The organism is Roseobacter insulae, assembly GCF_019375555.1.
GTDB classification, from domain to species: Bacteria; Pseudomonadota; Alphaproteobacteria; order Rhodobacterales; family Rhodobacteraceae; genus Roseobacter; species Roseobacter insulae.
Genome location: NZ_JAHXDN010000004.1, coordinates 508,993 through 524,800, shown reverse-complemented (window position 1 = coordinate 524,800; position 15,808 = coordinate 508,993). Strand labels below are relative to the sequence as shown.

The window sequence follows — 15,808 nt, the reverse complement described above, 5'->3', positions numbered from 1 at the left end:
AACTGGCCCGTGCCATGTACCAAGCAGAGGATCCTGAAATGAGTATTGTCTCCCGTCTTGCAGAACTGGGTGTCACCTTGCCGGATGCGCCCGCGCCCGCCGCGAACTACGTCCCCTTCGTTCAGGTCGGATCGACACTCTATGTCTCCGGTCAGATTTCAAATGGGCCGGACGGGCTGGTCACCGGCAAACTCGGCGCCGACATGGAGGTCGCCGAGGGGGCGGCTGCGGCGCGCTTGTGCGCCATCAGCCTTCTGGCGCAGGTGCAGGCGGCCTGTGATGGCGACATTGAGCGTCTTGTGCGCGTGGTCAAGCTGACCGGCTTTGTGAATTCCACCGCTGACTTCACGGACCAGCCAAAGGTCATAAACGGGGCATCCGATTTTCTTGTCGACGCGTTGGGGGACGCGGGGCGGCATGCCCGTTCCGCCGTTTCTGCCGCAGCGCTTCCCCTGGGTGTCGCTGTCGAGATCGAAGGCATTTTCGAGATCAAATGAGGATACCCCTGCCGGACGCCTTCCTGACCGCCCCCCTGGCGCACCGTGCTTTGCATGATGTGACCGACGGACGACCGGAAAACAGCCGGGCGGCGATCCGGGCCGCCATTTCAGCGGGCTATGGAATCGAGATCGACGTGCAACTGACGGCAGATGCGCAGGCGATGGTTTTTCACGACTACACACTGGACAGGTTGGCGGAGCAGTCGGGCCCGGTGCGGGCGCTGACTGCCGATAGGCTGTCGCAAATTCCGCTGCGCGGCGGCGACGAAGGCATTCCGACGTTGCCGGAAGTTCTGGACATCGTGGCCGGGCAGGTACCGCTGCTGGTCGAGATCAAGGATCAGGACGGCGACATGGGCGCGAATGTGGGGGATCTGGAAAAGGTTGTCGCGGTGGCGCTCAATGCCTACGCCGGCCCCGTGGCCGTGATGTCCTTCAATCCGAACTCAACCCGGTTGATGGCCGAGCTTTGTCCGAAGATCGCCAGAGGATTGGTGACCGATCCCTATCAGGCAAATGACTGGTCCTTGCCCGCAGACACCCGCGACCGCCTGCGTGACATCCCCGATTATGATCCGGCTCACTGCAGTTTTATCAGTCACAATCACCGCGATCTTGCGCGCCCCCGCGTGGCGGAGCTCAAATCCCGTGGCGCGGCGATTTTGTGCTGGACGATTAAATCGCCCGAAGAAGAGGCGCAGGCGCGCAGGATCGCGCACAATATTACCTTTGAGCAGTATCTCCCCCCGCTGGGCGCTTGAACCCGGACAGTGCGGCCACAAGTAACGCAGGGCGGGACGAGAAGATTTGATGCAGCAGCAAGAGATTGAGATCAGGATACTACCGTCACTGCGCGACATCGACGCCAGTGACTGGGATGCCTGCGCTTGTCCCGAAGCCACCGGCGGCGCGCCGCCAAACGATCCTTTTACCACCCATCGGTTCCTCAGCGCGCTGGAGGAGAGCGGTTCCGTCGGGCGGGGCACTGGCTGGCAACCGCAATACCTGACGGCCTTTGCCGAGGGCCTCCTTATCGGTGTCGCACCCATGTACGCGAAATCGCACAGCCAGGGTGAATACATCTTTGACCACAACTGGGCGCATGCCTACGAGCGGGCAGGCGGGCGCTACTATCCCAAGCTTCAGATCGCGGTGCCGCATACGCCCGCAACGGGCCGACGCCTTCTGGTTCGCCCGGGGTTTGAGGAAACCGGCACTGCGGCCTTGCTCACAGGTGCTGTACAACTGGCTGAGAACAATCAGTTGTCTTCCCTGCATCTGACATTCTGCACCGAAGAAGAAGCCTTGCGCGGGAAAGACATGGGCCTGATGGTGCGCAAGACCCAGCAGTTCCACTGGCGCAATGCGGATTACGCGGATTTTGATGCATTCCTCGGGTCTCTCAGCTCGCGCAAGCGCAAGAACATGCGCAAGGAGCGGGCTGTGGCACAGAACTTCGGAGGTACCATCAGAACCTTCACCGGCGACGCGCTGGAGCCCGAGCACTGGGAGGCATTCTGGCGCTTTTATCAGGACACCGGCGCCCGGAAATGGGGCACGCCCTACCTGACGCGGCGGTTTTTTGAAATTGCCCATGAAACGCTGCGCGATGATGTCATTCTGGTTCTTGCCGAACGCAACGGACGCTGGGTTGCGGGCGCGTTGAACTTTGTCGGGGCCCGGACGTTGTACGGCAGATACTGGGGGTGTTCCGAGCATCACCCCTGCTTGCATTTCGAGCTTTGCTACTATCAGGCTATCGATATCGCGATTTCAAAAGGTCTGGCGCGGGTCGAGGCGGGTGCGCAGGGGGAGCACAAACTGGCGCGCGGATACCTGCCCACGCCAACCTGGTCGCTGCACTGGATCAATGATCCGGGGTTTGCCGATGCCATTGGCAGCTACCTGGAAGCGGAGCGGAACGCGGTGGACGAGGAGATCGAGGTGCTGACGGAATATGGACCCTTCAAGAGGGCGCAGGTGGAGGAACAGGAATGACTGAGAAACTGAGCGAGGAGACACGCGGGACGCTTCTGAAGCCGCTTTTCGCGGCCGGGTGGCACATGGTGGATGGACGTGATGCTATCCAGAAAACCTTTGTGTTCACGAATTTCATCGAAGCTTTCGGCTGGATGACCCGCGTTGCCATCTGGGCGGAGAAGTGGGATCACCATCCCGAATGGCACAACGTGTACAAAACCGTCGACGTGGTGTTGACGACCCACGACGTTGACGGCATCAGCGCGCTTGACGCAAAACTTGCGCGTAAAATGGACAGTCTTTCGGAGTAATTGATGGAAAACTTGCTGCAAACTGAGGTCTGGCAGGGAAAAACCGTGGCGGACCTTCTGACCCTGGATTTCCTGTTGAGCACGGCAGGCTCCGTACTGGCCGCCGTCGCCATTCTGATCGTCGGCTGGATACTCTCCGCATGGCTACAGCGTCGCGTGAAGGCCTTGGGGCTGAAGCATGCGCATCTCGATGACATGCTCTTTGACTTCCTGTCGTCGATCGTGCGCTATGTGGTGCTTGGCTTCACATTCCTTTTCGTGCTCAACACCTTTGGCGTACAGACCACCTCGGTCGTGGCCATCATCGGTGCGGCGGGTCTTGCCATCGGTCTGGCGTTGCAGGGGACATTGTCAAACATCGCGGCTGGCGTGATGCTGATCCTGTTCCGACCGATCCGGCTTGGTGATTTCGTCGACGTTGGCGGCACCATGGGCACGGTCAAGGCGATCACCCTGAACTTTACCGAACTGGCTGATATCAGCAACGTGCAGGTCATTATTCCGAACTCGCAGGTCTGGGGCAACGTGATCACCAATTACTCCAGCAACCCGACGCGCCGTGCCGAGTGGACATTTGGCGTCGGTTACGGCGTCAATCTGGCGGATGCAGAGCGTATCATTCGTGAAACCATCATGGCGGATGCGCGCTCCAAATCCGATCCCGAACCGTTTATTCAGGTGAATAACCTGGGTGCAAGCTCGGTCGATTTTCTGGTGCGCGTGTGGGTCGATGCATCCGACTACTTCACCTATCAGGCGGATATGAAGCGTGCTGTAAAAGAGGCGCTGGATGCCGGCGACATCGACATTCCTTTCCCGACGACGACAATCGTTCAGGCGTCATGATCACGGGATAGGATGAGAAAAAGGCCCGGCGTTTGTGCGCCGGGCCATGTGCGTTCTACATATTGTCCAGCAGTGCTTCGCCGGCGGAGACTTCGCAGACGCCCGGGCTTTCTTCCGGTTGGAACAGCGTCACCTTGCCGTCCTCAACAAGCATCGCATACCGCTTGGAGCGGGCCAGCAGCCCGGCGGGTGGTGCATCGAACTCCATGCCGATTGACTTGGTGAAGGAACTATCGGCGTCCGCCAGCATGGTGATCCCGGCGGCGGTGGCACCGGTGGCCTCGCCCCAGGCCTTCATCACGAAAGGGTCGTTGACCGACACGCAAATGATTTCGTCCACGCCTTTTGCATCGAACTGATCCTTGGTGCGCACGAAACTGGGCACATGGGCAGAGTGGCACGTGGGAGTATACGCACCGGGGACCGCGAAAATAACGACTTTGCGGCCCTTGGTTTTTTCAGCGATCGACACGGGCGCTGGCCCGTCTGCGCCCATTTCAACCAAACTTGCGTCGGGAATTTGATCGCCTTGCGAAATCGTCATGTGTTAGGCCTTTCAGATAATTGCATTCGTCCTGACGGACGATATAGGTTCCGGTCTCGGGTAGGACCAGTTGAAACATAATGAAACCCGTAACAAGAGGTAGCTAGCATGCGTCATGTGATCGTGATTGGAGCGGGACAGGCCGGCTCGTCCTGCGTGGCCAAGCTGCGCAATGGTGGTTTCGACGGCGACATAACCCTTGTCGGCGCAGAACCGGTGCCGCCCTATCAACGCCCGCCTTTGTCCAAGGCCTACCTGATGGGTGACATGGCCCTGGAACGCCTCTACCTGCGCCCGGAAACATTTTATTCCGAGAACCGGATCGCGTTGCGCACGGATACCGAGGTCACGGCGATAGATCCTGCAAAAAAAACCATCACGCTTGGCGATGAAAACCTGCACTATGATGATCTGGTCTTGACCACGGGCTCCGTACCACGCCGTCTGCCCGCAAGCATCGGGGGCACTCTCACCGGGGTATACGTGGTGCGTGATCTTGCAGACGTAGATGCAATGACACCGCAGTTCCAGAAGGGTAAAAAAGTCCTGATCGTTGGCGGCGGATACATCGGGCTGGAAGCTGCGTCCGTGGCCGCCAAGCTGGGTCTGCAGGTCACGCTGGTTGAAATGGCGGAGCGCATATTGCAGCGGGTCGCTGCGCCGCAGACGAGCGATTACTTCCGTGATCTTCATCGGGCGCATGGCGTGACGATCATCGAAGGCACGGGCCTTGACAGGCTGACCGGCCAGACCTCCGTCGACGGCGCGGTTCTGAGCGACGGTACCGGGATAGAGGTCGACTTCGTGATTGCCGGCGTTGGTATTGCACCGGCGACGGCCCTTGCCAAAGCCGCCGGGCTGGCCATCGACAACGGGTTCAGGGTCGACGCGCTCGGGCGCACGTCCGCCCCCCATATCTGGGCAGCCGGAGATTGCACGTCATTCCCGTATCGTGGCGGACGTATCCGGCTGGAAAGCGTGCCAAATGCAATCGACCAGGCCGAGGTCGTTGCGGAAAACATCATGGGGGCGACGAAGGACTATATCGCCAAGCCGTGGTTCTGGTCTGATCAGTACGATGTAAAGCTTCAGATCGCCGGTCTGAATGCCGGGTACACGGATGTGGTCAGCCGTGTCGGAGAGGGTCAAACCGCTTCGTTCTGGTATTATCGGGGGGAAGCACTTCTGGCCGTTGACGCGATGAACGATCCGCGCGCCTATATGATCGGCAAACGCCTGATCGAGGCCGGAAAATCAGCCGACCCTGCACTTGTCGGGGATCCTTCTGCGGATCTGAAGCCGCTCTTGCAGGCGTGAGGATCATCGCAGGCCAGTTCCGCGGTACGGCGCTGGCGAGCGTCGGGAAAGGTGACAAGGCGGCGCATCTGCGTCCGACGACTGACCGGGTGCGCGAAAGCCTTTTCAGCGTCCTGACCCATCACGACGTGATCGCGAATGCGCGGGTTCTGGACCTGTTTGCGGGTACCGGTGCCCTGGGGTTCGAGGCGCTCTCGCGCGGCGCGGCACATGTCAGCTTTGTCGATGATGGGCGCGTTGCGCAAAAGCTGATCCGCCAGAACATCACCAAACTGCGTGTGGCAGCGCAGACACAGTTGATACAACGCGACGCTGCGCGGCTGCCGCCCTGCACGACCGATCCGTTTGATCTCGTTTTTCTGGACCCGCCCTATGGCAAGCATCTGGGCGAAAAGGCGCTGGAGGCCGCATTGACAAAAGGCTGGTTGAGGGAAGATGCCATCATCGTCTGGGAAGAAGCCCGGCCGATGCCCGCGCCCGACGGGTTCGAGCTGGTGGACCAGCGCAGATACGGCGAGACGCACGTGACCTTGTTGTCGAAATCCGGCGCCTGATATGCTAGGCTCCGATCATGTTGGCATCGAGCTTATCTTTCTTTCGGCTGGTGGATGCGCGCGAAAGCACCGTCGAAAAACCGCCTCAGCCGCGCCCATCTCCGATCTTCATCGCGGACGCCGTTCAGCCCTGGGGTCGTGACACGATGTTGTTGAGCCTTCTGCGTCGTGACCGGAAAACGGACGATTAGGCCCTTGCATATGTTGGATGAAACAATCCACCGGGTGACAGGGTAAAGATCTCGGCACCGTCTGCCGTCACTCCAACCGAATGCTCAAATTGCGCAGACAGGGATTTATCGCGGGTCACTGCGGTCCAGTCATCTGACAGCGTTTTTGTTTCGGGACGCCCCAGATTGACCATGGGTTCGATGGTGAAAAACATGCCTTCTTCCAGAACAGCACCGGTTCCCGGACGTCCATAGTGCAGGACATTCGGGGGTGCGTGGAACACACGGCCAAGCCCATGGCCGCAGAAATCGCGCACAACCGACATCCGGTGGCTTTCCACATAAGCCTGAATGGCGTGACCGATGTCGCCGAACGTATGACCCGGCTTGACGGCCTCGATCCCCAGCATCAATGCATCATGGGTAACCTGGATCAGACGCTCCGCCTTGCGCGACAGCTTGCCTGCCACATACATGCGGCTGGTGTCGCCGAACCAACCATCAACGATGACTGTTACATCAATATTGAGGATGTCGCCGTTCTTCAGCGTCTTTTCCCCCGGGATACCGTGGCAGACCACGTGGTTCACAGAGATGCAACTGGCGTGCTTGTAGCCCTTGTACCCGATCGTGGCCGAGGTCGCCCCGGCCTCTTCGACCATGTCGGTGATCGCCTTGTCGATGGCCCCGGTGGACTGCCCGACAAACACATGCGTCGCAATATCGTCCAGGATACGCGCAGCCAGATCGCCTGCGGCACGCATGCCCGCGAAATCGGCCTGTTCATAGATGCGTATGCCGTCTTTGGTGTGACGGCCCCGAAGGTCTTCGTTCACGCAGTGCTCCATCGTGGTTGTCTGGCGCGCTTGTAGCGCGCAACTTGGCCAAGTGCCAGAGGGCCCTCAGATCGAAATCTCCAACGCGTCCGCAAGCGTGACGCCAACGGGCGAGATATTGGTACCATAACAGAAAGTTTCAACACCTGCAGTACGTGCTGCACGATACGCGTCCGCATAGGTAGGGTCGATGTCCTCGGCGAGCGTGAACCGGGTGCAATCCGAGCGCTGGACGAGATACAGCATCGCCGCGCGATGCCCGTCGCCCACCATTTGCGCCAGTTCCGCCAGATGTTTCGCGCCCCGCGCCGTGACACTGTCGGGAAACTCGGCAAGGGCGGTCTGACGGGACAGCGTGACACTTTTGACTTCGAGGTAGAGGTCGGGTTGCCCGGCGGCTGACAGCAGGAAATCAATCCGGCTGTTCTGACCATATTTTACTTCGGGCCGCACCGTATCATAGGCGGCAAAGGGCGCCACTGCGCGAGACTGCAGCGCCGCCTTCAAAGCTCTGTTTGGCAGGGATGTGTCTACGCCCGTAAAATGCCCGTTCTGATGATCAACCAGCCGCCAGCCGTATTTCAGCTTCTTTTTCGGGTCATCGTTGGGTTCCAGCCAGACCCGCGTCCCCGGGTCTGCCAAACCCATCATCGATCCGGGATTAGCGCAATGCGCGGTGATTTCAGTGCCGGTGTCTTCCAACACGCAATCGGCCAGAAATCGTTTGTAGCGGCGGGTCAGCCGTGCGGGGACAAGATCGGTTTGAAAGCGCATGGGCGCAGGTCTATACCTCGCCTGAGGTCAGACGCAAGGAGAGCCCGGACATGCCGAACCCAACAGCCGCAATGATCGTGATAGGCGATGAAATTCTGTCCGGCCGGACACGCGACGCCAACATGTACTACCTGGCGGGCGAGTTGACACAAGCCGGCATCGATCTGCGGGAGGTCCGGGTGGTCAGCGATGACCGTGGTGCGATCATTGCCGCGGTGCAGGCGGTTTCCGCCGCGTATGATCACGTCTTCACAAGCGGTGGTATCGGGCCAACCCATGACGACATCACGGCCGATTGTATCGCAGCCGCATTCAGCAAAGAGATCGACGTGCGCGATGATGCCCGGCAAATCCTTGAACGACATTATGCCGCGACCGGAACGGCGCTCAACGCCGCCCGGTTGCGGATGGCGCGCATTCCCGATGACGCGGTTCTGATCGACAATCCTGTATCATCGGCACCTGGGTTCACGCTGGAGAATGTGCACGTGATGGCCGGGGTTCCGTCGGTCTTCAAAGCGATGGTGGAGAGCTTGTTGCCCACGCTGACCGGCGGCGCGCCGCTTGTCTCTGAAACGCTGCGCATTGATCGTGGCGAAGGTGACATCGCCGGTCCGTTGGGCGCATTGGCTGCCGAGTATCCGATGTTGAGCATGGGATCCTATCCGTTTCAGAAGAAAAGCGGCAAATACGGGTCCAACGTCGTCATACGCGGTTCCGATGCGGCCCTTGTGCACAAGGTCGTTCAGGAACTCGCGGCAAGCTTCCAGAAATGAATACCGGCCCGCTCTTTGACGCAGTGGATGTCACCTGGCCTGCGGCGAAGCGTGTTCATCTGGGGGCATGGATACTGCGCGACGGGCAGGGGGGTGGAAAACGCGTGTCTGCCGCAACGGCGGTGCAAGACGTGACAGACGCCGACATAGAAGTTGCAGAAGACGCGATGACAAACGCGGGTCAAACGCCCTTGTTCATGATCCGGCCGGAAGATACTGATCTTGATCGCGTTTTGGCAGCCAGGGACTACGAGGTGGTTGACCCTGTCAATATCTACAGCATTGCGCTTGAACACCTGACGGACAAGCCGATGCCGCGGGTGACTGCATTCTGCATCTGGGAACCATTGGCGATCATGGAAGAGATCTGGGCGCAGGGTGGGATCGGCCCGGAACGTATCGCGGTCATGGCACGGGCCGATATCAAGACCGGTATTCTGGCACGCTGGAATGAAAAACCAGCAGGCGTGGCCTTTGCGGCGGTGCATGGCGGCATCTGTATGGTACATGCGCTGGAAGTACTGCCCGAACAGCGCAGGCAGGGGGTGGCGCAATGGGTTATGCGGGCTGCCGCCTTCTGGGGCCGGGAGCAGGGGGCCACCGATATTGCCGTTTTGTGCACCAAGGCGAATACCGCGGCAAATGAGCTTTATTCCTCTCTGGGCTTTGAGGTGGTGGCGGATTACCATTACCGTCAGAAAGTCATGTAAGGAGCCCTGACCCGTGGCTGACAAAGCCCTTCCCACAGCCCTGAACCTACCCATGGTCGATCCGTTGCCGGAAGCAACGCAGAAGTATTTCGACGTGTGCCAGGACAAGCTGGGCATTATCCCCAATGTGCTGCGCGCCTATGCGTTCGACATTGAAAAGCTGGATGCCTTCACCGGGATATACAACAACCTGATGCTGGCGCCCTCCGGGTTGAGCAAGCTGGAAAGAGAAATGATCGCGGTCGTCGTTTCCTCGATCAACAAGTGCTTTTACTGTCTCGTTGCACATGGCGCGGCGGTGCGGGCGATGTCCGGTGACCCGAAACTGGGCGAGGCGCTGGTCATGAACTACCGGGTTGCCGACATAGACGCGCGTCAACGGGCGATGCTGGATTTTGCCGCACATATGACGACCGCCAGTGCCACGATAGAGGAAACGCACCGGGCCGCCCTTCGCGAGGTCGGGTTCACGGATCACGACATCTGGGATATCGCGAATGTGGCCGGGTTTTTTAACATGACGAACCGCGTCGCAAGCGCAACGGCCATGATGCCAAATGATGACTATCACGCGCAGGCCAGATGAAACGGCAGAGCATTGCTTTAACCACATCTCTGTTGCTCAGCGCCGGCAATGTTGTCGCGCTGGATCTCGCCATGCCCGCAGGCGCGCGTCTGACAGTAGAGCGGGCAACCCCGGTTGACAGCTTTGATGCGCCGATTGGTGCCTTTTCGGGCGAGGGCGTGCCGTTCCGCGTTCTGGAAGGGGCCGTGAACCGGCGCGCGTGGCGGATCGGTACGGCTGGACTGACGGTATTGCAAGTCATGGCGCCGCTACGTGAGCAAATCGAGGCACAGGGATTCACCATTGCTTTCGAATGTGCCGCAACTGCCTGTGGCGGCTTTGATTTTAGGTTTGGAATAGAGGTCCTGCCAGGCCCGAACATGTACGTAAACATTGGGTCTTATCGCTATTTGACGGCTTTCAGGGGACCCGAGGACAATCCGACCGAGGCGATTACCGTGTTGGCGAGCGTCACTTCGGATTCCGCTTACGTACAAGTCATCGAGGCTGTCACAGGCCTGTTGAGCGCCGTGCCGGATACTCCGGAAGCTGCGGTGCCTGACCCGGTCGAGAGGCCGGGGGGCACGCCGGTACCAGGAACCTTTCGTTTGCTTGAAGACGGTTTCGTGATTTTGCGCGATCTTGACTTCAGATCCGGCACATCGGAACTGGGCGCTGGACCCTACCCATCGCTGGATCGTCTGGCCGAGGTTCTGGCCAGCAATCTCGACCTGCGCGTGGCCCTCGTTGGTCATACGGATACCGTCGGGGCCCTGGACCCGAACATTGCCTTGTCGCGCCAAAGGGCGCAGGCCGTGCGGACGCGCCTGATCGACGACTATGGGGTCGACCCGGCGCGCCTTGATGCGGAAGGCATGGGATACCTGTCCCCGGTTGCGTCGAACCAGACGGCGGAAGGGCGCAACGAGAACAGGCGCGTCGAAGCCATTGTGCTGAACAGCGAGTAAGACCGGTTGCCCCGGGCAGAAAAAACCCCCGGCATGTACACATACCGAGGGCAAGGTCACCGAGGGGGTGTTCTGTGAGTTACCAGTCCGAAGGGCCCTTTTCAGCAAAGGCGTGAACAAGGAAGTCGATGAAGGCGCGAACTTTGGGCTGCGTGAAGCGCCCGGGGGGGTAGACCGCGTAAATGCCTTGGGTTTCCAGGGGCAGGTCCGGAATAGCGTCTTCGATCAAACCTTTGTCCATTGCGTCCGCGTACAGGAAGCTCGGCAGGTAGGCGATACCAAGGCCGGAAATGGCCGCGTTCAGCAGGGATTGTCCGTCGTTCACGCTGAGCCATCCGGCCGTACGCACCTGACGTTTCTCGCCGGAAGGCGCAGTCAGCTTCCAGACATTGCCGGAGGACTGGTTGGAATAATGCAGCAGTTTGTGATTGTTCAGATCGTCGATTTTCTCGGGTCGGCCGTATTTCTCGAAATACTCAGGGCTGGCGATCATGCGTTTTGTCGTCTCCGTCAGCTTGCGGGCGCGCAGGGTGCTGTCTTCCAGTTCGCCGATGCGAACGGCCATGTCGAACCCTTCGGAAATCAGCTCCACATAGCGATTGTTCAGTACCATGTTGACCGTGATGTCGGGAAAATCGGACAGGAATTCACTGAGCACGGGGGACAGGTGGTTCACACCGAAATCCGTTGCGACGGAAATCCGCAGCAGGCCCGAGGGCGCGCTTTGCATTGATGTGACAAGTGCATCGGCCTCGCCTGCGTCATTCAGAACGCGGCGGGCGCGGTCGTAATAGGCCAGACCGATCTCGGTGGGGCTTACCCGGCGGGTTGTCCGGTTGAGAAGGCGCGCGCCGAGGCGCGCTTCAAGCGAAGACACGTGTTTTGAAACAGCGGATTTGGAAATCCCCATCTTCTTGGCCGCATCGGTGAAGCCGCCTTGGTCGACAACCGTGGCGAATGCTTCCATTTCTGTGAGGCGGTCCATTGCCTTCCCCTTTTATTCTGTCAGTTCCAAGGACGTGTATGCAGATCAAATCGGGCAGGAACGCGGCGCGGGTGAGACAGTATCGCGGTTTTTGCATGGATCGTTCTGGGCATGGAAACGCTGAACTGCCTTTCCCGCCATGATAGTGATGTCACAGCGGACACACCATAGGCGCGATCAGAGACAGCTGTCTCAACCCTCTATGGTTGAGCATGAACGCGCTCAATTCTGCTCAGAGTAGGCAAGCCCAAGCCGGAGTCTGCGCACATTCTGCGCAACTTGCCGGGATGTTCGGCAAAAAAATTACAGCATGGCTGCCAGGCGCGTTCCCTGATTGATTGCACGTTTGGCATCCAGTTCGGCGGCGACGTCCGCGCCCCCGATCACATGGCAGGCGGTGCCTTGGGCTTGGAGTGCATCCGCGAGGCTGCGGTCTGACAATTGGCCGGCGCATAAAACGATCGTGTCGGCCTCTATCAGGGTCGGATTGTCACGCGCTTCGCCGTGAGACACCCAAAGACCTTCGGCCTCGATGCGCTCGTAGTTGACGCCGCCGATCATCTTGACATCTTTCATGGCGAGCGCGGCCCGGTGTATCCACCCCGTGGTTTTGCCAAGCCGCTTGCCGGGCTTTTCGGCCTTGCGCTGCAGAAGGGTCACATGGCGTGCCGGTGCGTCGGGCTGCGGACCTTCCGGTGCAAGACCCGAACGATGCTCCTCAGGGTCGGCGACCCCCCACTCGCGCATCCAGTCGGGAAGGCTTTCGGTCGGGCTCACCCCTTCGTGCACAAGGTACTCGGCAACGTCGAAACCGATGCCACCCGCACCCACGATCGCCACGCGCTTGCCGACGCTGGCCTTGCCGCGCAGCACGTCGATGTAGCTGACGACATGGGGCGCGTCCTGTCCGGGAATTTCGGGGTCGCGCGGAACCACACCCGTAGCGATGATCACCTCGTCGAAGGCTTGCAGGTCCGTGGCGCCGACATCGCGCCCCAGCGCAAGCGTGACTTTCAGATCGGCCACCATCGTCCGATACCATTCCACCAGCCCCCAGAACTCCTCCTTGCCCGGCACCTGTTTGGCCATGTTCAACTGGCCTCCGATCTCCGCCGCGCGGTCAAACAGCGTGACCGAATGCCCCCGTTCCGCGGCCGTGATCGCAACGGACAGGCCGGCCGGGCCAGCGCCCACAACGGCAATCGACCTGGAGACGTCGGTGGGGATGATCTGCAGCTCGGTTTCATAGCAGGCGCGGGGGTTGACGAGACAGCTTGATATCTTCCCGTTGAACGTGTGGTCCAGACAGGCCTGATTGCAGGCGATGCAGGGGGCGATCTGATCTGCCTTGCCGGCCATTGCCTTTGCAACGAAGTCGGCATCTGCCAACATGGGTCGCGCCATGGACACCATATCTGCGCATCCGGTGGCCAAGACGTTTTCGGCCACGTCCGGCGTGTTGATCCGGTTCGACGTGATCACCGGAATAGTCACCTTGCCCATCAGTTTCCTGGTCACCCAGGCAAAAGCCGCCCGGGGCACAGAGGTGGCAATGGTGGGGATGCGGGCCTCGTGCCAGCCGATGCCGGTATTGATAATCGTCGCGCCTGCCTTCTCAATCTCCTGCGCAAGCTGAACCACCTCGTCATGGGTGGAGCCATTAGGCACAAGATCGATCATCGACAGACGATAAATGATGATGAAATCCGTGCCGACCGCCTCGCGAACACGGCGTACGACACTGATCGGCAAACGCATGCGATTTTCGTAGGAACCGCCCCATTCATCGTCGCGCTTGTTGGTATGAGTCACAAGGAACTGATTGAGAAAATAGCCTTCCGACCCCATAATCTCCACGCCATCGTATCCGGCCTGTTGCGCGTGTTCCGCGCATGCCACGATATCGCCAATCTGTTTTTCGATCCCCTCCGCGTCAAGCGCCGCAGGTGGAAAGGGCGAGATCGGAGACTTCACGGCGGAGGGAGCGACGCATTTCGGTCCGTAGGCATAGCGACCCGCATGCAGAATCTGCATGGCGATCTTGCCGCCCGCGTCATGGACGCGTTTTGTGATGATACTGTGATTGTCCACATCCTGCTGACTAACCATCATCGCGGCACCGGGCAAAACCGACCCTTCAAGGTTCGGTCCGATGCCGCCGGTGACCATCAATCCAACCTGCCCCCGGGCGCGCGCCGCGTAAAATTCTGCGACGCGGTTCCAGTCCTTCGTCTCTTCCAGTCCCGTGTGCATCGAACCCATCAGAACGCGGTTTTTCAACGTCGTGAAGCCCAGATCGAGCGGCGCCAGAAGATGTGGATAGTCGGCCATGTGAAACCCTCCCCGGTTTTGGTTGTCACGAGATCACATTTTCACGTAACTGCTGTCACGTCGAACGCGGCGTCACAAATTCAGCCGACCGTCACAAAGGATGCCAAGATGCTGAGATGGGCCTCGCCGGGGGACACGCCTGAACTGGCGCAGGTCTTTTTTGCAGCGGTGCGCGAAGGGGCCAGCCCCTATTCCGACGCACAACGGAAAGCCTGGCTGCCCGCATCCCCGGGTGGCCGCGCATGGGCAGAGCGTCTGGAGGCCAAACATGTTGCGGTTGCCGAACGCGACGGGGTCATTGCCGGTTTCATCTCCGTCGAGGCCGGGGGCTATATCGACCTTGCCTTCATCAGGCCGGAGCATCAGGGCACCGGCCTGTTCGGGCAGATCTTCCAGAAGATTGAAAGCTGGGCCAGAAATCACAGCGAACCTCGTTTATGGACCCATGCCAGCCTCATGGCGCAACCGGCCTTTCGGGCAAAGGGCTTTTTGGTTATCCATCACGAGACGGTCGAGCGCGACGGCCAGAAACTGACCCGCGCAAAAATGGAGAAAATCCTGACATGACGCCCGAAGAGATTGCACAACTGCCCTACCGTCCCTGCGTGGGTGTCATGCTGGTCAATGCAAGCGGATGTGTTTTCGTTGGGCAAAGGCGCGACAACAACCTGGCGGCATGGCAGATGCCGCAGGGGGGGATCGACAAGGGGGAGACCGCCGAGAGCGCCGCGTTGAGAGAGCTGTGGGAAGAGACGGGCGTTACGGCGGACCTCGTTACCATTCTGGCGGAAAGCAATCAGTGGCTGCCGTATGAGCTGCCGCATGATCTCGTCCCGAAGCTCTGGAAGGGGCGGTACCGCGGTCAAAAGCAAAAGTGGTTCCTGATGCGGTTCCATGGCGACGACAGCCAAGTCAATATCGCGACGGATCACCCGGAATTCTCTGAATGGCGCTGGTTGCCGGCCGTGCAGCTGGTCGAGCACATCGTTCCGTTCAAACGAGCGGTCTATGCCGCTGTGATGCGTGAATTCGGTGACCTAATTTAGGGCCGCAGAATAGGCACATTCGGCCCGGCGTGTTCCGGCAGAATGTCGATGACCCTTGGATCCTCGTCAATCTCGACCGCCTGCCTGACCGGGGTGAAACCGCTGCGCCGATAAAAGTTCAGTGCTTGCGGGCTGTCGATGGTGCAGGTGTGCACATGAAAGCGCGAGATTGGCTGCGCCCAGGCCCGGGTAATGGCTTCGTTCATCAGGTAACGCCCTGAGCCCGTGCCGATCAGGCTGCCGGTCACGCCGAAGTAGGCCAGCTCACAACTGCCTTCTGAGCGAAAATCCAGTTCCAGCAGGGCTTCGTCCTGGCCATCGCGGCTCAGCGTGAATACTTCCACCTTTGGGTCGTTCAGGATGCTCCCCAGTTCGACGTCGTTCAGCATCAACCGCCCGTACCAGAGCCAGTCGAGCGCCCCGACGCGGGTGAAGATGTTGCGATACCAAGCGAGGTCAGGCGTCACGCGCCTGAAAGACACGCCGTCCGGCAAGGTGATGTCCATTGTTACCGCTTTGGATGTCATTTCCAGATAGGTCACGATCATCGCGACCTTGCCGGGAGGAATGTCGTGGAACCCGTTGCTGAGCATCG

General features: G+C 59.7%; 20 protein-coding genes. 14 read left to right on the top strand and 6 right to left on the bottom strand.

The genetic code is table 11. The features are described from left to right. Positions 1–38: 38 nt before the first annotated feature. From KX928_RS16835 to KX928_RS16815, 5 genes are read left to right on the top strand one after another with little or no spacing between them, the layout of a single operon-like run. Positions 39–497, top strand: a complete 459-nt coding sequence (locus KX928_RS16835; protein WP_219504972.1) for a RidA family protein — start codon at positions 39–41, stop codon at positions 495–497. Continuing rightward, positions 494–1,261, top strand: a complete 768-nt coding sequence (locus KX928_RS16830; RefSeq protein WP_219504969.1) for a glycerophosphodiester phosphodiesterase family protein — start codon at positions 494–496, stop codon at positions 1,259–1,261. Before KX928_RS16835 ends, KX928_RS16830 begins: the two co-directional genes overlap by 4 nt. Before the next feature lie 49 nt (positions 1,262–1,310). Further along, entirely contained in the window at positions 1,311–2,498 is a 1,188-nt protein-coding gene (locus KX928_RS16825) for a GNAT family N-acetyltransferase (protein ID WP_219504967.1), read from the top strand. Then, complete coding sequence (locus KX928_RS16820) at positions 2,495–2,791, top strand: 4a-hydroxytetrahydrobiopterin dehydratase (protein WP_219504965.1); 297 nt, start codon at positions 2,495–2,497, stop codon at positions 2,789–2,791. Before KX928_RS16825 ends, KX928_RS16820 begins: the two co-directional genes overlap by 4 nt. Positions 2,792–2,794: 3 nt before the next feature. Then, entirely contained in the window at positions 2,795–3,637 is an 843-nt protein-coding gene (locus KX928_RS16815; RefSeq protein ID WP_219504963.1) for a mechanosensitive ion channel family protein, read from the top strand. A gap of 55 nt (positions 3,638–3,692) precedes the next feature. Here the strand turns inward: KX928_RS16815 and KX928_RS16810 are convergent, their stop codons facing one another. After that, the gene (locus KX928_RS16810) at positions 3,693–4,181 is read right to left on the bottom strand and encodes a peroxiredoxin (RefSeq protein ID WP_219504961.1); all 489 of its coding nucleotides are present in this window, start codon (positions 4,179–4,181) and stop codon (positions 3,693–3,695) included. 108 nt (positions 4,182–4,289) lie between these two features. Between KX928_RS16810 and KX928_RS16805 the strand changes: the two genes are divergently transcribed. The 3 genes from KX928_RS16805 to KX928_RS16795 are packed head-to-tail and all read left to right on the top strand — an operon-like array spanning position 4,290 to position 6,243. After that, positions 4,290–5,498, top strand: coding sequence for an NAD(P)/FAD-dependent oxidoreductase (locus tag KX928_RS16805; RefSeq protein WP_219504959.1), 1,209 nt, complete (start codon positions 4,290–4,292; stop codon positions 5,496–5,498). Further along, positions 5,495–6,052, top strand: a complete 558-nt coding sequence (rsmD, locus tag KX928_RS16800; protein WP_308342368.1) for a 16S rRNA (guanine(966)-N(2))-methyltransferase RsmD — start codon at positions 5,495–5,497, stop codon at positions 6,050–6,052. Before KX928_RS16805 ends, rsmD begins: the two co-directional genes overlap by 4 nt. A gap of 17 nt (positions 6,053–6,069) precedes the next feature. Beyond that, positions 6,070–6,243, top strand: coding sequence for a hypothetical protein (locus KX928_RS16795; protein ID WP_219504957.1), 174 nt, complete (start codon positions 6,070–6,072; stop codon positions 6,241–6,243). On the opposite strand, the gene map is transcribed toward KX928_RS16795, so the two are convergent. Both map and sfsA read right to left on the bottom strand, forming a co-directional pair. After that, on the bottom strand, positions 6,240–7,058 hold the full coding sequence (gene map / locus KX928_RS16790) for a type I methionyl aminopeptidase (RefSeq protein ID WP_308342367.1): 819 nt from the start codon (positions 7,056–7,058) through the stop codon (positions 6,240–6,242). The genes KX928_RS16795 and map overlap by 4 nt on opposite strands. Before the next feature lie 66 nt (positions 7,059–7,124). Beyond that, positions 7,125–7,832, bottom strand: a complete 708-nt coding sequence (sfsA, locus tag KX928_RS16785) for a DNA/RNA nuclease SfsA (RefSeq protein WP_219504943.1) — start codon at positions 7,830–7,832, stop codon at positions 7,125–7,127. 50 nt (positions 7,833–7,882) lie between these two features. On the opposite strand from sfsA, the gene KX928_RS16780 reads away from it, so the two are divergent. From KX928_RS16780 to KX928_RS16765, 4 genes are read left to right on the top strand one after another with little or no spacing between them, the layout of a single operon-like run. Next, complete coding sequence (locus KX928_RS16780) at positions 7,883–8,608, top strand: competence/damage-inducible protein A (protein ID WP_219504941.1); 726 nt, start codon at positions 7,883–7,885, stop codon at positions 8,606–8,608. Next, on the top strand, positions 8,605–9,318 hold the full coding sequence (locus tag KX928_RS16775) for a GNAT family N-acetyltransferase (protein ID WP_219504939.1): 714 nt from the start codon (positions 8,605–8,607) through the stop codon (positions 9,316–9,318). The genes KX928_RS16780 and KX928_RS16775 overlap by 4 nt, the downstream gene beginning before the upstream one ends. A gap of 13 nt (positions 9,319–9,331) precedes the next feature. Beyond that, positions 9,332–9,904 (top strand): peroxidase-related enzyme, encoded by a 573-nt coding sequence (locus tag KX928_RS16770; RefSeq protein WP_219504937.1) that lies wholly within the window; start codon positions 9,332–9,334, stop codon positions 9,902–9,904. Continuing rightward, positions 9,901–10,851 carry an OmpA family protein gene (locus KX928_RS16765; RefSeq protein WP_219504935.1) on the top strand — a complete coding sequence of 317 codons (951 nt, stop codon included), beginning with the start codon at positions 9,901–9,903 and terminating at the stop codon, positions 10,849–10,851. The genes KX928_RS16770 and KX928_RS16765 overlap by 4 nt, the downstream gene beginning before the upstream one ends. 79 nt (positions 10,852–10,930) lie before the next feature. Here the strand turns inward: KX928_RS16765 and KX928_RS16760 are convergent, their stop codons facing one another. Together KX928_RS16760 and KX928_RS16755 are read right to left on the bottom strand one after the other, a co-directional pair. Next, the gene (locus tag KX928_RS16760; RefSeq protein ID WP_219504933.1) at positions 10,931–11,836 is read right to left on the bottom strand and encodes a LysR family transcriptional regulator; all 906 of its coding nucleotides are present in this window, start codon (positions 11,834–11,836) and stop codon (positions 10,931–10,933) included. Between the two features lie 303 nt (positions 11,837–12,139). Continuing rightward, on the bottom strand, positions 12,140–14,167 hold the full coding sequence (locus KX928_RS16755) for an NADPH-dependent 2,4-dienoyl-CoA reductase (protein WP_219504931.1): 2,028 nt from the start codon (positions 14,165–14,167) through the stop codon (positions 12,140–12,142). Positions 14,168–14,275: 108 nt separating this feature from the next. Here KX928_RS16755 and KX928_RS16750 point away from each other — a divergent pair, with 108 nt between their 5' ends. Continuing rightward, positions 14,276–14,734 carry a GNAT family N-acetyltransferase gene (locus KX928_RS16750; protein WP_219504929.1) on the top strand — a complete coding sequence of 153 codons (459 nt, stop codon included), beginning with the start codon at positions 14,276–14,278 and terminating at the stop codon, positions 14,732–14,734. Next, a complete protein-coding gene (locus KX928_RS16745) occupies positions 14,731–15,213 on the top strand; it encodes an RNA pyrophosphohydrolase (protein WP_219504927.1) in 483 nt (160 codons plus the stop codon). Before KX928_RS16750 ends, KX928_RS16745 begins: the two co-directional genes overlap by 4 nt. Here KX928_RS16745 and KX928_RS16740 read toward each other — a convergent pair. Then, on the bottom strand, positions 15,210–15,806 hold the full coding sequence (locus KX928_RS16740; RefSeq protein ID WP_219504926.1) for a GNAT family N-acetyltransferase: 597 nt from the start codon (positions 15,804–15,806) through the stop codon (positions 15,210–15,212). The genes KX928_RS16745 and KX928_RS16740 overlap by 4 nt on opposite strands. Positions 15,807–15,808 lie beyond the last annotated feature (2 nt).

Coding starts and splice junctions, on each gene's coding strand:
- KX928_RS16835 (WP_219504972.1), top strand. CDS start 39: ATGAGTATTGTCTCCCGTCTTGCAGAACTGGGTGTCACCTTGCCGGAT.
- KX928_RS16830 (WP_219504969.1), top strand. CDS start 494: ATGAGGATACCCCTGCCGGACGCCTTCCTGACCGCCCCCCTGGCGCAC.
- KX928_RS16825 (WP_219504967.1), top strand. CDS start 1,311: ATGCAGCAGCAAGAGATTGAGATCAGGATACTACCGTCACTGCGCGAC.
- KX928_RS16820 (WP_219504965.1), top strand. CDS start 2,495: ATGACTGAGAAACTGAGCGAGGAGACACGCGGGACGCTTCTGAAGCCG.
- KX928_RS16815 (WP_219504963.1), top strand. CDS start 2,795: ATGGAAAACTTGCTGCAAACTGAGGTCTGGCAGGGAAAAACCGTGGCG.
- KX928_RS16810 (WP_219504961.1), bottom strand. CDS start 4,181: ATGACGATTTCGCAAGGCGATCAAATTCCCGACGCAAGTTTGGTTGAA.
- KX928_RS16805 (WP_219504959.1), top strand. CDS start 4,290: ATGCGTCATGTGATCGTGATTGGAGCGGGACAGGCCGGCTCGTCCTGC.
- KX928_RS16795 (WP_219504957.1), top strand. CDS start 6,070: ATGTTGGCATCGAGCTTATCTTTCTTTCGGCTGGTGGATGCGCGCGAA.
- sfsA (WP_219504943.1), bottom strand. CDS start 7,832: ATGCGCTTTCAAACCGATCTTGTCCCCGCACGGCTGACCCGCCGCTAC.
- KX928_RS16780 (WP_219504941.1), top strand. CDS start 7,883: ATGCCGAACCCAACAGCCGCAATGATCGTGATAGGCGATGAAATTCTG.
- KX928_RS16775 (WP_219504939.1), top strand. CDS start 8,605: ATGAATACCGGCCCGCTCTTTGACGCAGTGGATGTCACCTGGCCTGCG.
- KX928_RS16765 (WP_219504935.1), top strand. CDS start 9,901: ATGAAACGGCAGAGCATTGCTTTAACCACATCTCTGTTGCTCAGCGCC.
- KX928_RS16760 (WP_219504933.1), bottom strand. CDS start 11,836: ATGGACCGCCTCACAGAAATGGAAGCATTCGCCACGGTTGTCGACCAA.
- KX928_RS16755 (WP_219504931.1), bottom strand. CDS start 14,167: ATGGCCGACTATCCACATCTTCTGGCGCCGCTCGATCTGGGCTTCACG.
- KX928_RS16750 (WP_219504929.1), top strand. CDS start 14,276: ATGCTGAGATGGGCCTCGCCGGGGGACACGCCTGAACTGGCGCAGGTC.
- KX928_RS16745 (WP_219504927.1), top strand. CDS start 14,731: ATGACGCCCGAAGAGATTGCACAACTGCCCTACCGTCCCTGCGTGGGT.
- KX928_RS16740 (WP_219504926.1), bottom strand. CDS start 15,806: ATGCTCAGCAACGGGTTCCACGACATTCCTCCCGGCAAGGTCGCGATG.